Source organism: Cupriavidus sp. 291-E7 (assembly GCF_057798835.1).
This window is the reverse complement of the sequence record NZ_JBYOJV010000010.1, coordinates 63,647-78,652: the sequence shown is the minus strand read 5'-3', so window position 1 is coordinate 78,652 and position 15,006 is coordinate 63,647. Positions and strand designations below refer to the sequence as shown.

Below are 15,006 nucleotides of genomic sequence, written 5' to 3'. Positions count from 1 at the left end.
GGCTTGCTGCGGTCAGGCGGGTATGGCTTCGGTGCTGGCGACTGCCTGCGTGGCTTGTGCAGCCTGCACGGCTTCGACGGCATCGAGGATCGCTTCGCTGGTGGCGGGTGCGCGCAGCGGCGGGTTGATCCGGTAGTCACCCACGGCGGCAATCGCATCGCGGATGGCGAAGAACACCGAGAACGGCAACAGCAGCGGCGGCTCGCCCACGGCCTTCGACCGGTGGATGCTGTCCTCGACGTTGTTGTTCTGGAACAGCCGCACGTTGAAGTCTTCCGGGCAGTCGTTGATCGTCGGGATCTTGTACGTCGACGGGGCGTGCGTCATCAGCTTGCCGCTCTGGTTCCACCACAGTTCCTCGGTGGTGAGCCAGCCCATGCCCTGGATAAACGCGCCTTCCACCTGGCCGATGTCGATGGCCGGATTCAGCGACTTGCCTGCGTCATGCAACGCATCGGCGCGCAGCAGCTTCCATTCGCCGGTCAGCGTATCGACGATCACCTCGGAGCACGCGGCGCCATAGGCGTAGTAGTAGAACGGCCGGCCATGCAGCGCCTTCTGATCCCAGTAGAGCTTGGGCGTGGTGTAGAAACCGTCCGACCAGAGCTGTACGCGCGCCACGTAGGCTTCACGCGCCAGGTCGCCAAACGACAGGCGCAGTTCACCGGCGATCACGAGATCGTCGTTGAAGCGCACGGCATCGGGTTCCACGCCAGCCTTGCGCGCGGCAAAAACCGCGAGGCGCTCGCGGATCTGGCGCGCGGCGTCCTGCGCGGCCTTGCCGTTCAGGTCGGCGCCGGTGGAGGCCGCCGTGGCCGATGTGTTGGCGACCTTGCTGGTATCGGTAGCCGTCACGCGCACGCGCTCCATGCGGATGCCGAGTTCGTGCGCCACCACCATCGCCACCTTGGTGTTCAGGCCCTGGCCCATTTCCGTGCCGCCGTGATTCACGAGCACCGAGCCGTCGTTGTACACGTGCACCAGCGCGCCGGCCTGGTTGTAGTGCGCCACATTGAACGAGATGCCGAACTTGACGGGCGTGATCGCGATGCCCTTCTTCAGGATCGGGCTCTTCGCGTTGAACTCCCGCGTGGCGGCGCGGCGGGCCCGGTATTCGCTGGAGGCCACCAGTTCGTCGATCAGTTCGTGGATGACGTTGTCTTCCACGGTCTGGCCGTACGGCGTGACGTTGCGCTCGCCCTTGCCATAGAAGTTGGCGCGGCGCACGTCGAGCGAGTCCTTGCCGACGTTGCGCGCAACGTTGTCCAGGATGTATTCGATCGCAAACGCACCCTGCGGGCCGCCGAAGCCGCGGAACGCGGTATTGCTCTGCGTGTTGGTCTTGCCGCAGTAGCCGTCGATCTGCACGTTCGGCAGCCAGTAGGCGTTGTCGAAGTGGCAGATCGCCCGCGTCATCACCGGACCGGACAGGTCGGCCGAGAAGCCAGCGCGCGACACCATTTCCACGCGGATACCCTCCAGGCGGCCGTCGTCGTCATGGCCCACGTCGAAGTCGAACGTGAAGTCGTGACGCTTGCCCGTGATCATCATGTCGTCGTCGCGGTCCGGACGCAGCTTGACCGGGCACAGCAGCTTCCACGCAGCCAGCGACGCGCAGCACGCGAACATGGCCGATTGCGATTCCTTGCCGCCAAAGCCGCCACCCATGCGGCGGCATTCCACCAGTACCTGGTGCGCGTGCCAGCCCAGCATGTGAGCCACGGCGTGCTGCATTTCGGTCGGGTGCTGCGTCGAACACCAGACGTGCATGCCATCGTTCTCGCGCGGGGCGGCATAGGCGATCTGGCCTTCGAGATAAAACTGCTCCTGGCCGCCAAGCTGGATATGGCCGCTGTCACGGCGAGCGGCGGCATCCAGATGCTTCGCCGGCTCGCCGCGCGTCAGGTGCATCGGGGGCAGCACGTAGCTGCCGGCGGCGTGCGCGGCCTCGGGCGTCAGTACCGGCGGCAGGTCTTCGTAATCGATGTCCGCCAGGCGCGCGGCACGGCGCGCGGCGTCATGTGACGAGGCCACGACCACAAAAATCGGCTGGCCGATGAACTGGACCAGATCCTTGGCCAGGATCGGGTCGTCGTGAATGATCGGGCCGCAGTCGTTGACGCCGGGAATGTCGTCGACGGTCAGCACGGTCACCACGCCGGGCGCCTTGCGCACGCGGTCGAGGTTGACGGACTTCAGGCGCGCATGAGCCTTGCTGCTCATGCCCAGCGCGGCGTGCAGCGTGCCGGCCAGTTCGGGAATGTCGTCGGTATAGGTGGCCGTGCCCGCCACGTGCAGGTGGGCCGATTCGTGCGGGCGCGAAATGCCCACTTGCGGCGTTGCTTCAGCGGCCACGCTGGCGTCGAGCAGGAAGGGTTCTGTTTGCTTGTTCATGGCGTGCTTTCCTCAGGCGCTCACGGTTTCACCGGTGCCCATGCATTCCCCCGCGCCAATCGCGCGGACATTGACCATGCCGGCCGGCAGCGCGTCCTCGCGCGTTTCGAGCCAGAAGCGGTAGAGCAGGTTGGCGGCGCCGCGCGAGCGATAGGCCGCGGTGGCGCGCATATCGGTCAGGGGCGTGTAGTCCTGGCCCAGCGCGGCCATGCCGGCGCGGGCGGTGGCTTCGGTCCACGGCTGTCTGACGAGCGCGGCCTCGGTCAACGCCGCGCGCTTGGGCGTGGCTGCCATGCCGCCGAATGCAATGCGCGCGGTGGTCACGATGCCGTTCTCGACCGTGATGCCAAAGGCGGCGCACACGGCGGAAATATCCTCGTCAAAACGCTTGGACAGCTTGTAAGTGCGGAAATGCCCCAGGCCGCGCACCGGCACGCGCAGACCGGCCACGAATTCGCCCTCGGTCATGGCCGTCTTCTGGTAGGCCAGGTACAGGTCTTCCAGCGGCATCGTGCGGCGCACGTCGCCGCGCTGCAGCACCACCTCGGTGCCCAGGGCAATCAGTGCGGGCATGGAGTCACCGATCGGCGATCCATTGGCGATGTTGCCGCCCAGCGTGCCGGCGTTGCGAATCGGCAGCGACGCAAAGCGCTTCCACAATTCCTCCAGCTCCGGATGCGCGACATTCAGCGCGGCGTAGGCGTTTTCCAGCGTCACGGCCGCGCCGATTTCGATAAAGCCATCGCGCTCGGCAATCGTGTTCAGGTCTTCCACCTGGCCGACGTAGAGCAGGTTGCCCAGTTCGCGGAACTGCTTCGTGACCCAGAGGCCCACGTCGGTGCTGCCCGCCAGGATGCGGATATCCGGCTCGGCGGCCTTGATGGCGCCAAACTCGGCCGCGGTGCGCGGTGCGTAGAAATGCTGGCCGCCCACGTTGTAATGGAACGTTTCACCGCGCTTGAGATTGCGCAGCGTGTCGGCGATCTGTTTCGGATTCAGGCGGCTGGCCGTCGGGGCGGGCAGGGCCATCATGCGCTGGCCGGCGTCGACGATCGGGCGGTAGCCGGTGCAGCGGCACAGGTTGCCGGTCAGCGCGTCGCAGATTTCCTGGCGCGCGGGCGGCTCACCGCCGGGCGTGTGCTGCTGGTACAGCGCCCACAGCGACATCACGAAGCCGGGCGTGCAGAAGCCGCATTGCGAGCCGTGGCACTCCACCATCGCTTCCTGCACCGGATGCAGCGCGCCGTCGGCCTGGCGCAGGTCCTCGACCGTGATCAGGGCCTTGCCGTCGAGCGTGGGCAGGAACTGGATGCAGGCGTTGACGGCCTTGAATTCGACATTGCCGTCGGTCTTCAGGTCGCCGATCACGACGGTGCAGGCACCGCAGTCGCCTTCGGCGCAGCCTTCCTTGGTGCCCGTGCAGCGCACGTCTTCACGCAGGTACTGCAATACCGTACGGGTCACGGGGGCGTCGGATACTTCCTGGACCTTGCCGCGGTGGAAAAAGCGGATGGTTTGCGTCTCCATGATCTTCTCTCTTTCGGGGATGGCGGAAACATAGCACCGGGTCTTTTCTTGCAATATTTGGCCCATGTGATATGCCCCATCAAGGCGCGCTCAAATGGGCGGTGCGGTGGGCGCAATCCCAACCCCGGTGCGGTCTGGCGGCGATCTACGGGTCTACCCGTAGTGCATCCGGACGATGCGTCGAATTTGACCGTATCAGGGGTGCCTGTCTTACACTATGCGCCGTTCCCTTCCCCCACGCCACCCACGCCAGCCAAAAGAGCGAGGTGGTATCTGCCATGCACGGACGCGACCATCTCGATACTTATTTGCTGCGGGTACTTCACACCCTGCTCACCGAGCAGAGCGTGACCCGCACCGCCGTCCGGCTTGGGCAGTCGCAGCCGGCCATCAGCAATACGCTCAAGCGGCTGCGCGAAATCACCGGCGACGCCATCCTGGTGCGTGGCAAGAGCGGCATGGTGCCAACCGAGCGCGGCCGCGAGCTGCTGTTGCTTGCCGAGCAGAGCCTGGCGGCGATGGATCGCATCGCCCGGCCGCCGCAGCAGTTCGACCCGGCCACCACCACGCGCACGTTCCATCTGGGCGCCCCCGATTACCTGGATGCGTTTTTCCTGCCCAATATCGTCGAGCGCGTGCGCCGGCTGGCGCCGGGCGCCAAGCTGTTCGTGCATCCGATGACGCAATCCACCGACTTTCTGGATGCGCTGGAGCAGGGTCATCTGGACATCGTGGTCGGCAACTGGCTGTCACCGCCCGAACATCTGCACATCTCGCCGTTGTTCGACGATGAGGTGGTCTGCATGCTGGGCGCCCAGCATCCGCTGGCGCGCCACGGCCTGACGCTGCGCCACTACCTGGAAATGCCGCACCTGGCGCCGGCACCGTATGCGTCGATGCAACGCAGCATGATCGACCAGGCGCTGGCCGAGCAGGGCTACAAGCGCAATATCCAGGTCACGTTGCCGTACTTCGGGCTGGTGCCCTACGTGCTCATGAAGACCGATATGGTGTTCACCACGGGCCGCCAGTTCGCCGCGCATTACGCGCAGTACCTGCCGATCCGCATGGTGCCGTCGCCGGTATCGTTCCCGCGCATGCGCTTCTACCAGCTCTGGCACGAGCGCTGCCATGCCGCGCCCGACGTGATGTGGCTGCGCCGCATGATTGCCGAAGTGGCGTCGGATCTACCTCAACTGCCGCGCCTGGAATCGGCACCCGCCAGCTAGGGTTTCAATGTGCCGAAGGCTGTACTTGCCGGGCGTTCGGCCGGCTGTACTTATGCTTTAAATATCATAATTGCCACAACGACGAATGCCGTGGAGAATGCGCGGAAACGTCGTGGAAACCGGGGCAAACGCTTGTCATCGAGCCACATTGTCGAATAGATATGCAAGGCAAAACATATGACATTCCGTTTCGACCTCTTTCCGGTGATTGCGGCCGACGATAATCCGCGCGCTAACGGCAAGGTGTTTCAACTGCTCAAGGCGGTGCGTGAGACGGGGTCGCTGCACCGCGCCGCGCAGGAAATCGGATTGTCCTATCGCCATGCGTGGGGCGTGATGCGTACCTGGGAGGACATGCTCGGTCGGCCGATGCTCGATATGGAGCGGGGCCGTGGCGCGTCGCTGACCCGCTATGGAGAGCGCTTGCTACGCGCCGAACTGCGCCTGCGCGACACGATCGACCCGGCCATGAAGCGGGCGATGGCCGAATTTCTGAGCGAACTCGACGACGCCGCTGCGCCGCAGACGGTACTCCATTTCTCGGGCAGTCACGATCCGGCCGTCGAGACGCTGGCGGCGGCGCTGCGCGAAACGCCGGCACCGTTGCAGCTCGACACCGTGTTCTGCGGCAGCGTGGAAGCGCTGGTGTGCCTGCAGGAGCGTCAATCGGAGCTGGCAGGCTTCTACGTATCGCCGATCCAGACCTCCGGCTCGGTGGCCCATGTGACGCTGCGCAAGTGGCTGCGGCCGGCCACGGTACGGCTTGTGCGCCTGGCATGGCGCGAGCAGGGCCTGATCGTGGCGCCGGACCTGGCACGCGAGATGCGCGACCTGCGCGATCTGCCGCGTACCGGCGCGCGCTTCGTGAACCGCCAGCGCAGCTCGGGCACGCGCATGCTGTTCGACCAGCTGCTGGCCACGCATGGCCTGTATCCCGACCAGATCAACGGCTACGACGAAACCGAGTTCAGCAACGAGAAGGTGGCCGAAGCGGTGCATGCGGGTCGTGCCCAGGTGGGCTTCGGCCTGCGCATGAATGCCGAGGCACGCGGGCTGGCGTTCGTGCCGCTGACGCACGAAGCCTACTATCTGGCGCTGCGCAAGAACGATCAGACCGCGCCGTGGATGCAGTCGCTGCTGTCGCTGCTGGCCGATCCCGCCTTTGCGCGACGCCTGGAACAACTGCCGGGCTACCGGGCCGCCGAACCGTCCGGCGTCCTGACGCCCCAGGAGGCGCTCCCGTGGTATGGGTCGGACGGTAAGGAAGGCCCCTGATCCCGGCTGGCGTTACACTCACCGGAAGTTGAACGCGCTGAACCGCGAGGAGCTTCCATGCTGGAAACCGCCGCGCTGGCCGCGGGCATGTCCTGGGCCAGCGGCCTGCGTCTGTACCTGGCCGTGCTGACGGCGGGCGTGCTGGCCCGTCTGGGCTGGCTCGATCTGCCTTCGGGCCTTCAGGTCCTGTCGTCCTGGTGGGTGATCGGGGTGGCGGCGGCGCTGACCGTCGCGGAATTCGTCGCCGACAAGGTGCCCGGTTTCGACACCGTCTGGGACGGCATCCAGACCTTCATCCGCATTCCGGCGGGAGCGATCCTGGCGGCCGCCGCGTTTGGCAACATGGACCCGCAGTGGACCGTGGCCGCCGGCCTGATCGGCGGCACACTGGCCGGTACCGCGCACGCGGCCAAGGCCGGCACGCGCGCACTGATCAATGTGTCGCCAGAACCTTTCTCGAACTGGGTGGCCTCATTCACCGAGGATGTGGGCACGGTGGGCGGACTGCTGCTGGCGTTCTTTTTGCCCGTGGTGTTCCTGATCCTGCTGGTCCTGTTCCTGATAGTCGCCGCCTGGCTGATCCCGAAGTTGTGGCGCGGCGCGCGACGGCTGCATTCCAGCCTGCGCGGCAAGCCTGAAAGACCGGCGCAACATCCGCCGCGCCGTCCGTAGACCCTACTCATCGTCCATCGCCAGCCGAATATGTCGACTGCATCCCGAACCGTTTCCGAAGCGAAGTTTTCCGCCTGGCGCCAGGCTTTACGCATGGCCCGCCGCGACTGGATGGCGGGGGAGCTGACACTGCTGCTGTTTGCGCTGGTACTCGCCGTGGCCGCGCTGACCAGCGTCGGCTTTCTGGCGGACCGCATGCGGCTTGGCCTGGAGCGCGATGCCCGGCAGATGATTGCCGCCGACGTCCTGCTGATTTCCGACCAGCCGTTCGACGCCGCATTCAGTGATCGCGCCAGGCACGATGGCCTGCTGGTGGCCCAGACCGTCACCTTCCCAAGCATGGCCACCGCGCGTGCCAACGGCGCACCCGCGCAGGGTGAGGCGCCAAGCCAGCTCGGCGCGCTGAAGGCCGTGACCGATGGATATCCGCTGCGCGGCCGGCTCAAGGTGACGCAGATGCCCGGCGGGGCCGAAACCGATGCCGAAGGGATTCCGGCGCCGGGCACTGTCTGGGTGGATGAGGCGCTGCTGCTATCGCTGGGCCTGCGCGTCGGCGACGGGCTGCAGCTCGGCAGCAAGACCTTCCGTATCGACCGCATCGTCACGCAGGAGCTGGACCGTGGTGCCGGGTTCATGAACTTTGCACCACGCGTGCTGTTGCCGATGTCCGACCTCGACGCCACCAAGCTGATCGGCTGGGGCAGTCGCGTCACGTATCGCCTGCTGGTGGCCGGACCCGACGCCGCCGGCGAAGCGTATCGCAAGTGGGCGACGGCGGAGATCGAGCGGCGCCATCTGCGCAACACGCGCGTGGAATCGCTTGAATCGGGGCAGCCGCAGATGCGTGCCACGCTGGATCGCGCCGAGCGCTTTCTGTCGCTGGTGGCGGTGCTTTCGTCGATGATCGCCGCCGTGGCCATCGCCATGTCCGCGCGCCGCTATATGCAACGGCACACCGACGCCACTGCGGTTTACAAGTGCATGGGGCTGTCGCGCGGGCAGATCCTGGCGGCGTTCGGCATCGAGTTCATGCTGCTGGGCCTGGGCGGCGCGGTCGTGGGGGTGGCGCTGGGCTATGCGGCGCACTACGGCCTGCTCGCGTCGCTGGGCGGCATTCTGCAGGTTTCATTGCCGCATCCGTCCGTTGTGCCGGCGCTGGTTGGCGTGGCCGCCGGGCTGGTGCTGCTGATAGGTTTTGCGCTGCCGCCGCTGCTGGCATTGACGCGCATCGCGCCGTTGCGCGTGCTGCGCCGTGATATCGGCCTGCCGCCGATTTCCGCCTGGACGGCCTACGCGCTTGGTTTGGGCGCATTCGTCGCGCTGCTGATGGTGGCCGCGCGCGATCTCAAACTTGGCCTGACCACGGCGGGTGGGTTCGTTGGCGCCGGCGTGGTCTTTGCACTGCTCGCGCTGGGGTTGCTGATCGCGTTGTCACGCACCATGCGCGGACGTGCGCGCGGCAGCGTGGGCTGGCGCTTTGCGCTGGCCGTGCTGGAGCGGCGCCGTGGCGTGACCGTACTGCAGACCGTGGCGCTGGCGGTGGGCCTGATGGCGCTGTTGCTGCTGGGCATGACCCGCAACGACCTGATCGATTCGTGGCGCAATGCCACGCCGGCCGATGCGCCCAATCGATTCATCATCAATATTCAGCCCGACCAGCGCGAGCCGTTGCGCGCGATGCTGGCGAAAAGTGGCGTCGATGACCTGCTGTTTCCGATGGTGCGCGGCCGTCTGATCCAGATCGGCGACCGTCCGGTACAGGCCGGCAGCTATCCCGACGGGCGCGCGCGAAATCTGGTCGAGCGCGAGTTCAACCTGTCGTACATGGACCGCATGCCCGATGGCAACGAGGTGGTTGCCGGACGATGGGACGGCGGAGCGTCAGTGGAAGAGGGCATCGCCAAGACGCTGCATATCAAGCTGGGCGACACGCTGCGTTTCGATGTGGCCGGCCAGATCGTCGAGGCGCCGGTGACGTCGCTGCGCAAGCTCGAATGGGGCTCGATGCGCGTCAACTTCTTCGTGATCCTGCCTGTGGCAAAAATGCAGGGGCTGCCGGAAACCTACATCACGTCGTTCCACCTGCCGCAGGCCAAGGCGGCGCTGGGCAACCAGCTGACGGCGGCGTTTCCGAACATCACCGTGGTCAATACGGACCTGATCCTGCGCCAGATCCAGAATGTGCTGGACCAGGTGATCGCCGCGGTGGAATTCCTTTTCGTCTTCACGCTGCTGGCGGGCGTTACCGTGCTCTACGCGGCACTGTCGGGGGCGCGTGACGAACGCAAGCGGGACGCCGGTCTGCTCAAGGCGCTGGGCGCGCCGGCGTCGCTGGTCAGGCAGACGCAGTACGCCGAATTCCTGGTGGTGGGTGGCCTGGCGGGCTTTCTGGCCAGCCTGGGCGCGATTGTGGTGGGCTGGGGTCTGTCGCAATTCGTGTTCGACTTTCCGTACCGTTTCAATGCGTGGATTGTGCCGGTGGGCGTGGTTTCTGGCATGCTGTGCGCTTTTGCCGGCGGCTGGCTCGGTTTGCGCGAGGTGCTGCGGCAGCCCGCGCTCGCCACGCTGCGCGATGTGAACTGATTGGCCATGATTACCGAACCTGCAGAACCTGAAGACAACCGCGAAGAGATCACCGCCTACGAACTGATTGGCGGCGAAAAACGTGTGCGCGAGCTGGTCGACCGCTTCTACGACCTGATGGACCTGGAAACCGAGTTTGCCGGGCTGCGTTCGCTGCACCCGTCGTCGCTGGATGGTTCGCGCGACAAACTGTTCTGGTTCCTGTGCGGCTGGCTGGGCGGCCCGAACTATTTCATCGAGCGCTTTGGCCACCCGCGCCTGCGCGCGCGCCATCTGCCGTTCGAGATCGGCAACAGCGAGCGCGACCAGTGGATGCGCTGCATGGCGCTGGCCATGCAGGACGTGGGTTTGCCGGACGATCTGCAGATGCGGCTGATGCAGGCCTTGTTCCAGACCGCCGACTGGATGCGTAATGTCCAGCGATAAGACGTTGCCAGCGGCGGCACGCGCCGTGCTCGAATTCTGGTTCGGCGTGCCGGGCGCGGCGGAGTGGGGCGTTTCGCGGCGCGAGTGGTTTTCGAAGTCCGATGACTTCGATGCGGAGATTCGTGATCGATTCCTGGCCGCGTGGCAGGCCGCTCACGATGGCGCCGAGGACGACTGGTCAGTCACGCCCGAAGGTGCATGTGCCCGCGTCGTGCTGCTGGACCAGTTTCCGCGCAACATGTTCCGGGGCGATCCACGCAGCTTTGCCACCGACGGTCAGGCGCTTGCATTGGCGCGGCGCATGCTGGCCGCGGGCTGGGACCGCCAGTTGCCAACCGCGTGGCATCGGATGTTTTGCTATCTGCCGTTCGAGCATGCCGAGTCGCCTGTGGAACAGGACATTTCGGTGCGCGAGTGCGTTGCGCTGCGCGAGGACACGGCTGGCAAGGTCGATGTGGTGGAGTGGGCCGTGAAGCATCAGGAGATCATCGCCCGCTTCGGCAGGTTTCCGCATCGCAATGCGGTGGTGGGCCGGGAAAGCACCCAGGAGGAACTGGCTTTCCTGAAACAGCCTGGGTCGCGCTTCTGACTGCTGCATGACTTGGCCAAGCCCGTGCGATGGCTCGGGCGCCACCCTGCGGCGGGGGGTTGTTCCGCTTTGCTTATAATCTCAATTCTGCCGATCCACAGTCTTTCCGATACTCATGGAAGCTAAACCGCAAGCCGGCCCGCGCCGTACCCGAGACCGTATTCTCGATGTCTCGTTGCGCCTGTTCAATGAACTCGGCGAGCCGAACGTCACGACCACGACGATCGCGGAAGCCATGGAGATCAGCCCAGGCAACCTGTACTACCACTTCCGCAACAAGGACGACATCATCAACTCGATCTTCGTGCGCTTCGAGCAGGAGATGGAGCGCCGTCTGAAGATGCCGGAGGATCACAAGGCCACGCTGGGCGAGAGCTGGGGCTACCTGCAGTACATGTCCGAGTTCCTGTGGAACTATCGCTTCCTGTATCGAGACATCAACGATCTGCTAGCGCGCAACCGGATGCTGGAGACCAACTTCAAGCGAATCGTCGATCAGAAGAAGCGTTTCGCGCTGGAAATCTGCCGCCAGTTCCAGGAGGACGGCGACATGGAGGCCACGCCGGAGCAGGTGGATGCGGTGTGCACCAACATCGTGGTGATCGCCACGTACTGGCTGTCGTTCCAGTTCGTGCAGCATCCGCGCCAGTACAACGATCCGGAGCAGATCCGCGGCTATCTGCATGGGTCGAGCTATCACATCTTCTCGATCCTGGCGCCGTATCTGCGCGGCAAGGCGCGTGAGGCGTTCGATCAGCTTGCGCGTGAGTACGCCGCGGAAAAAGCCGCGGCGGAAGCCGCCAAGGCGGAAAAGGATAAAAAGTGAAATCGGTTTGCGTATATTGCGGCTCGAGCCCGGGTTTTCGCCCGGAGTATGCCGAAGCCGCCAGGACGCTCGGCCGGATCATGGCCGAACAGGGCCTGGCGCTGGTCTATGGCGGGGGCAAGGTGGGCCTGATGGGCATCGTCGCCGATAGCGTGATGGCGCATGGCGGCACGGCCATCGGCGTGATCCCCGACGCGCTGATGCAGAAGGAAGTGGGCCATCGCGGCCTGACGGAGCTGCATGTCGTGCGCAACATGCATGAGCGCAAGCAGATGATGGCCGACCGCTCCGACGCATTCATTGCCATGCCCGGCGGCGTGGGCACCTTCGAGGAACTGTTCGAGACATTCACTTGGGCGCAACTCGGCTATCACGACAAACCGGTCGGCCTGCTCAACGTGGCGGGGTTCTACGACGGCATGCTCACGTTCCTGAATCACGCCGTGGGTGAAGGGTTCCTGAAGCAGGTGCATGCCGATATGCTGCACGTGTCGGCATCGCCCCAGGACTTGCTCGGCAAGCTGGCCGCCGCACCGCGCGTGCGCGTGGACAAGTGGCAGGAAGGACGCGAGAAGACTTAAGCCCGAAGAACCTGGGCACGAAGAAAAACGCCGCCAGAGATGGCGGCGTTCTGCTTTCCGGCGGAGCGGCTAATTCATCAACATCCCGATCCACCGCACCACGTGCGGCCCGCCAATCGCAATCCATGTACCTCCGCAAAGGATCAGCGCCAGCATCACCGCCGCACTGCCAAAATCCTTCGCCCGCTTGGACAGGCTGTGCCGCTCCAGCGAGATACGGTCGATGGCCGCTTCCACACTCGAATTGAGCAGTTCCACGATCAGCACCAGTAGCAGCGTGCCCAGCAGCATCACACGTTCGACCACGGACACTGGCAGGATGAAAGCGCACGGGGTCAGAATCACCACGAGCGTGAGCTCCTGGCGGAACGCGCTTTCCTCCAGCACGGCGTAGCGCAAGCCCGACAGCGAGTTGATGGCTGCGTGCCAGGCACGCGTCAGGCCGCGGTTGCCTTTGTGGGGGTTGTTGGCGATCGAGTATTCGGTTTCCACTTCAGCCGCCACCCGGGTGGCGGTCGGCCGATGCAGCGACGGATCGGGCGGTAGCGTGGGTTGGGGCTTGGCCATGATCGGGTGCGACGGATGATGCCGGGTTGTCGGATCCGCCCGCCGCACCTGGCAGCGGGCGCAGATGCGTAAGGAACTGCTCGGATGCGGCGCGCCACGAAAATTTTTCCGCGTGGGCGCGCGCGGTTGCGCGGTCGATGCGCAACGCTTCCAGACAGGCCTCCCGCAGGTCTTCGTGCATCACGCCGGCCGGGCTGTCGCCAAGTACGTCGATCGGACCCGTCACCGGGTACGCCGCCACAGGCAGGCCACTGGCCAGTGCTTCCAGCAGGACCAGTCCGAACGTATCGGTCTTGCTCGGGAACACGAAGACATCTGCCGAAGCATACACCTTGGCGAGTTCGGGCTGTTTGAGCACACCGAGATAGTTGGCCGTCGGATAGCGAGCCTTGAGCGCCGCCAGCGCGGGGCCGTCGCCTACTACCCATTTCGAGCCAGGCAGATCGAGCTGCAGGAACGCTTCGACGTTCTTCTCCACGGCCACGCGGCCCACATAGAGGAAGATCGGATGGGCGGTGTTTAAAACGTTCGCTCGCTGCGCGGTGAAGACGTCCAGGTCCACGCCGCGCGTCCACAGCACGCATTGCGTAATGCCATAGTCGCGCAGGTCCTTGAGCACCACCGGCGTCGGCGCCATGACGGCACGCGCCGGGCCGTGGAACCAGCGCAGGAAGCGATAGGTCCAGGCCAGCGGAATGCCGAAGCGCGCCTGCACATATTCCGGAAAGCGCGTGTGATAGGCGGTGGTGAACGGCAGCTTGTGCTTCAGCGCATAGGCGCGCGCGGCCAGGCCCAGCGGGCCTTCGGTGGCGATGTGCAACGCCTCTGGCTGGAACGTGTCGATGCGGCGGCGGACCTTGGCCGACGGCAGGATCGACAGGCGGATCTCGGGATAGGTCGGGCAGGGCACCGTGCGGAATTCAAGCGGTGTGAGCAGATCCACCGTGTGACCCATGCCTTCGAGTTCGCGGCGAGTCGACTTCAGCGTGCGAACCACGCCATTGACCTGCGGTTCCCATGCGTCGGTGACAATCATGACTCTCATTGAAGCTCCTTGGGGCGTCAGCGCCGTGATGTAGTGGTATGGCAGGCCCGCACCAGAGTTACCGGTGCGGAGGCGGAGCGAATGGTAGTTGCGATGGCGTGCGTTGCGCGCGCCGCGCAGCGGATCGCGTTCAGGCCGCGACCTCGGCGGTGCGGCGGCGCCGGCGGGTGGCTGCCTCGGGCGGGTCGATCAGCGTGGTCCAATAGACGATCTTGAGTTCGCCCTCGGTGGTTTCCACGAGCGCCGACAGGCTTTCCACCCAGTCGCCATCGTTGCAGTAGAGCTGGCCGTCCACCTCGCGGATTTCGGCCTTGTGGATGTGGCCGCAGACCACGCCGTCGCAGCCCCGGCGGCGCGCTTCGTCCACCATCGCGTGCTCGAACGAATTGATGTAGCTCACCGCGTTCTTGACCTGATGCTTCAGGTATTGCGACAGCGACCAGTAGTCGAAGCCAAGCCGCGCGCGCACGCGGTTGAAGTGGCGGTTCAGGGCCAGGATCATCGTGTAGAGCGAATCGCCGAGGTAGGCCAGCCACTTGGCATGCTGCACCACGCCGTCGAACAGATCGCCATGCACGACCCAGAGCCGCTTGCCGGTGGCGGTCACGTGCACGGCATCTTCCCGCACGCTGACGTCGCCGAAGGCCAGGCCATCGAACTGGCGCGCGCCTTCATCGTGATTGCCGGGGATGTAGATCACCTCGGTGCCCTTGCGCGCCTTGCGCAGCAGCTTCTGCACCACGTCATTGTGGCTCTGCGGCCAGTACCAGCCACGGCGCAGTTGCCAACCGTCGATGATGTCGCCTACCAGATAGAGCACGTCGGATTCGTTGTGCTTGAGAAAGTCGAGCAGGTAGGTGGCCTGGCAACCGGGCGTGCCCAGGTGGATATCGGACAGCCAGATGGCGCGATAACGTTGCGCGGCAGGCTCCGCGCTGGCGACGGGGCGGGTGCCGGAGTCGACGGTATCGCGCTGAGGGGTGGGAAGGCTGGGACTGAGGTCGGCTTGCGGCGGCATGAATGCCGCGAAGGCGGCAGGCATTGAGAGCGTTGCGTCAGGCTTGCCGCGCAGGCGTTGCGCGACCCTCGACAAACGTCCGCGTGCAAATCGGATGGCTTGAACCATGACGGCCCCGGTATCGGCGATGGCTGCATTGAGCCAGCACCGCATGACGGAGCCGTGACGGAAATATGAATGTCACATGAAGCTTGCGACGTTGCCGTTGCCGTTGCCGATGGCGATGGCGATGGCGATGGCGATGGCGATGGCGATGGCGATGGCGATGCCGATG

The 15,006-nt window shown here is 65.2% G+C and carries 13 protein-coding genes; 8 read left to right on the top strand and 5 right to left on the bottom strand.

Features of this window, described 5'->3' with window-relative positions:
- Positions 1-12: 12 nt before the first annotated feature.
- Positions 13-2,394 (bottom strand): xanthine dehydrogenase molybdopterin binding subunit, encoded by a 2,382-nt coding sequence (gene xdhB, locus AC3FLX_RS18580; RefSeq protein WP_488698776.1) that lies wholly within the window; start codon positions 2,392-2,394, stop codon positions 13-15.
- A gap of 12 nt (positions 2,395-2,406) precedes the next feature.
- Entirely contained in the window at positions 2,407-3,921 is a 1,515-nt protein-coding gene (gene xdhA, locus AC3FLX_RS18575; RefSeq protein WP_488698775.1) for a xanthine dehydrogenase small subunit, read from the bottom strand.
- A gap of 278 nt (positions 3,922-4,199) precedes the next feature.
- On the opposite strand from xdhA, the gene AC3FLX_RS18570 reads away from it, so the two are divergent.
- The 8 genes from AC3FLX_RS18570 to AC3FLX_RS18535 all read left to right on the top strand — a co-directional run bounded on the left by AC3FLX_RS18570 (position 4,200) and on the right by AC3FLX_RS18535 (position 12,102).
- A complete protein-coding gene (locus tag AC3FLX_RS18570; RefSeq protein WP_488698774.1) occupies positions 4,200-5,150 on the top strand; it encodes a LysR substrate-binding domain-containing protein in 951 nt (316 codons plus the stop codon).
- 177 nt (positions 5,151-5,327) lie between these two features.
- Complete coding sequence (locus tag AC3FLX_RS18565) at positions 5,328-6,425, top strand: substrate-binding domain-containing protein (protein ID WP_488698773.1); 1,098 nt, start codon at positions 5,328-5,330, stop codon at positions 6,423-6,425.
- A gap of 57 nt (positions 6,426-6,482) precedes the next feature.
- Positions 6,483-7,097 (top strand): DUF4126 domain-containing protein, encoded by a 615-nt coding sequence (locus AC3FLX_RS18560; RefSeq protein ID WP_488698772.1) that lies wholly within the window; start codon positions 6,483-6,485, stop codon positions 7,095-7,097.
- A gap of 30 nt (positions 7,098-7,127) precedes the next feature.
- Complete coding sequence (locus tag AC3FLX_RS18555) at positions 7,128-9,680, top strand: ABC transporter permease (RefSeq protein WP_488698771.1); 2,553 nt, start codon at positions 7,128-7,130, stop codon at positions 9,678-9,680.
- Positions 9,681-9,686: 6 nt separating this feature from the next.
- Complete coding sequence (locus tag AC3FLX_RS18550; protein WP_488698770.1) at positions 9,687-10,106, top strand: group II truncated hemoglobin; 420 nt, start codon at positions 9,687-9,689, stop codon at positions 10,104-10,106.
- Positions 10,093-10,695, top strand: coding sequence for a DUF924 family protein (locus AC3FLX_RS18545; protein WP_488698769.1), 603 nt, complete (start codon positions 10,093-10,095; stop codon positions 10,693-10,695). The genes AC3FLX_RS18550 and AC3FLX_RS18545 overlap by 14 nt, the downstream gene beginning before the upstream one ends.
- 115 nt (positions 10,696-10,810) lie before the next feature.
- A complete protein-coding gene (locus tag AC3FLX_RS18540; protein ID WP_029050993.1) occupies positions 10,811-11,521 on the top strand; it encodes a TetR/AcrR family transcriptional regulator in 711 nt (236 codons plus the stop codon).
- Complete coding sequence (locus AC3FLX_RS18535; protein ID WP_488698768.1) at positions 11,518-12,102, top strand: LOG family protein; 585 nt, start codon at positions 11,518-11,520, stop codon at positions 12,100-12,102. The genes AC3FLX_RS18540 and AC3FLX_RS18535 overlap by 4 nt, the downstream gene beginning before the upstream one ends.
- A 69-nt stretch (positions 12,103-12,171) precedes the next feature.
- Here the strand turns inward: AC3FLX_RS18535 and AC3FLX_RS18530 are convergent, their stop codons facing one another.
- The 3 genes from AC3FLX_RS18530 to AC3FLX_RS18520 all read right to left on the bottom strand — a co-directional run bounded on the left by AC3FLX_RS18530 (position 12,172) and on the right by AC3FLX_RS18520 (position 14,756).
- Complete coding sequence (locus AC3FLX_RS18530) at positions 12,172-12,669, bottom strand: diacylglycerol kinase (protein ID WP_488698767.1); 498 nt, start codon at positions 12,667-12,669, stop codon at positions 12,172-12,174.
- A complete protein-coding gene (locus AC3FLX_RS18525) occupies positions 12,596-13,714 on the bottom strand; it encodes a glycosyltransferase family 4 protein (protein WP_488698766.1) in 1,119 nt (372 codons plus the stop codon). The genes AC3FLX_RS18530 and AC3FLX_RS18525 overlap by 74 nt, the downstream gene beginning before the upstream one ends.
- Positions 13,715-13,844: 130 nt before the next feature.
- On the bottom strand, positions 13,845-14,756 hold the full coding sequence (locus AC3FLX_RS18520; protein ID WP_488698961.1) for a UDP-2,3-diacylglucosamine diphosphatase: 912 nt from the start codon (positions 14,754-14,756) through the stop codon (positions 13,845-13,847).
- Positions 14,757-15,006: the final 250 nt, after the last annotated feature.

Coding starts and splice junctions, on each gene's coding strand:
- AC3FLX_RS18570 (WP_488698774.1), top strand. CDS start 4,200: ATGCACGGACGCGACCATCTCGATACTTATTTGCTGCGGGTACTTCAC.
- AC3FLX_RS18525 (WP_488698766.1), bottom strand. CDS start 13,714: ATGAGAGTCATGATTGTCACCGACGCATGGGAACCGCAGGTCAATGGC.
- AC3FLX_RS18530 (WP_488698767.1), bottom strand. CDS start 12,669: ATGGCCAAGCCCCAACCCACGCTACCGCCCGATCCGTCGCTGCATCGG.
- xdhA (WP_488698775.1), bottom strand. CDS start 3,921: ATGGAGACGCAAACCATCCGCTTTTTCCACCGCGGCAAGGTCCAGGAA.
- AC3FLX_RS18565 (WP_488698773.1), top strand. CDS start 5,328: ATGACATTCCGTTTCGACCTCTTTCCGGTGATTGCGGCCGACGATAAT.
- xdhB (WP_488698776.1), bottom strand. CDS start 2,394: ATGAACAAGCAAACAGAACCCTTCCTGCTCGACGCCAGCGTGGCCGCT.
- AC3FLX_RS18545 (WP_488698769.1), top strand. CDS start 10,093: ATGTCCAGCGATAAGACGTTGCCAGCGGCGGCACGCGCCGTGCTCGAA.
- AC3FLX_RS18550 (WP_488698770.1), top strand. CDS start 9,687: ATGATTACCGAACCTGCAGAACCTGAAGACAACCGCGAAGAGATCACC.
- AC3FLX_RS18540 (WP_029050993.1), top strand. CDS start 10,811: ATGGAAGCTAAACCGCAAGCCGGCCCGCGCCGTACCCGAGACCGTATT.
- AC3FLX_RS18555 (WP_488698771.1), top strand. CDS start 7,128: ATGTCGACTGCATCCCGAACCGTTTCCGAAGCGAAGTTTTCCGCCTGG.
- AC3FLX_RS18560 (WP_488698772.1), top strand. CDS start 6,483: ATGCTGGAAACCGCCGCGCTGGCCGCGGGCATGTCCTGGGCCAGCGGC.
- AC3FLX_RS18520 (WP_488698961.1), bottom strand. CDS start 14,756: ATGCCTGCCGCCTTCGCGGCATTCATGCCGCCGCAAGCCGACCTCAGT.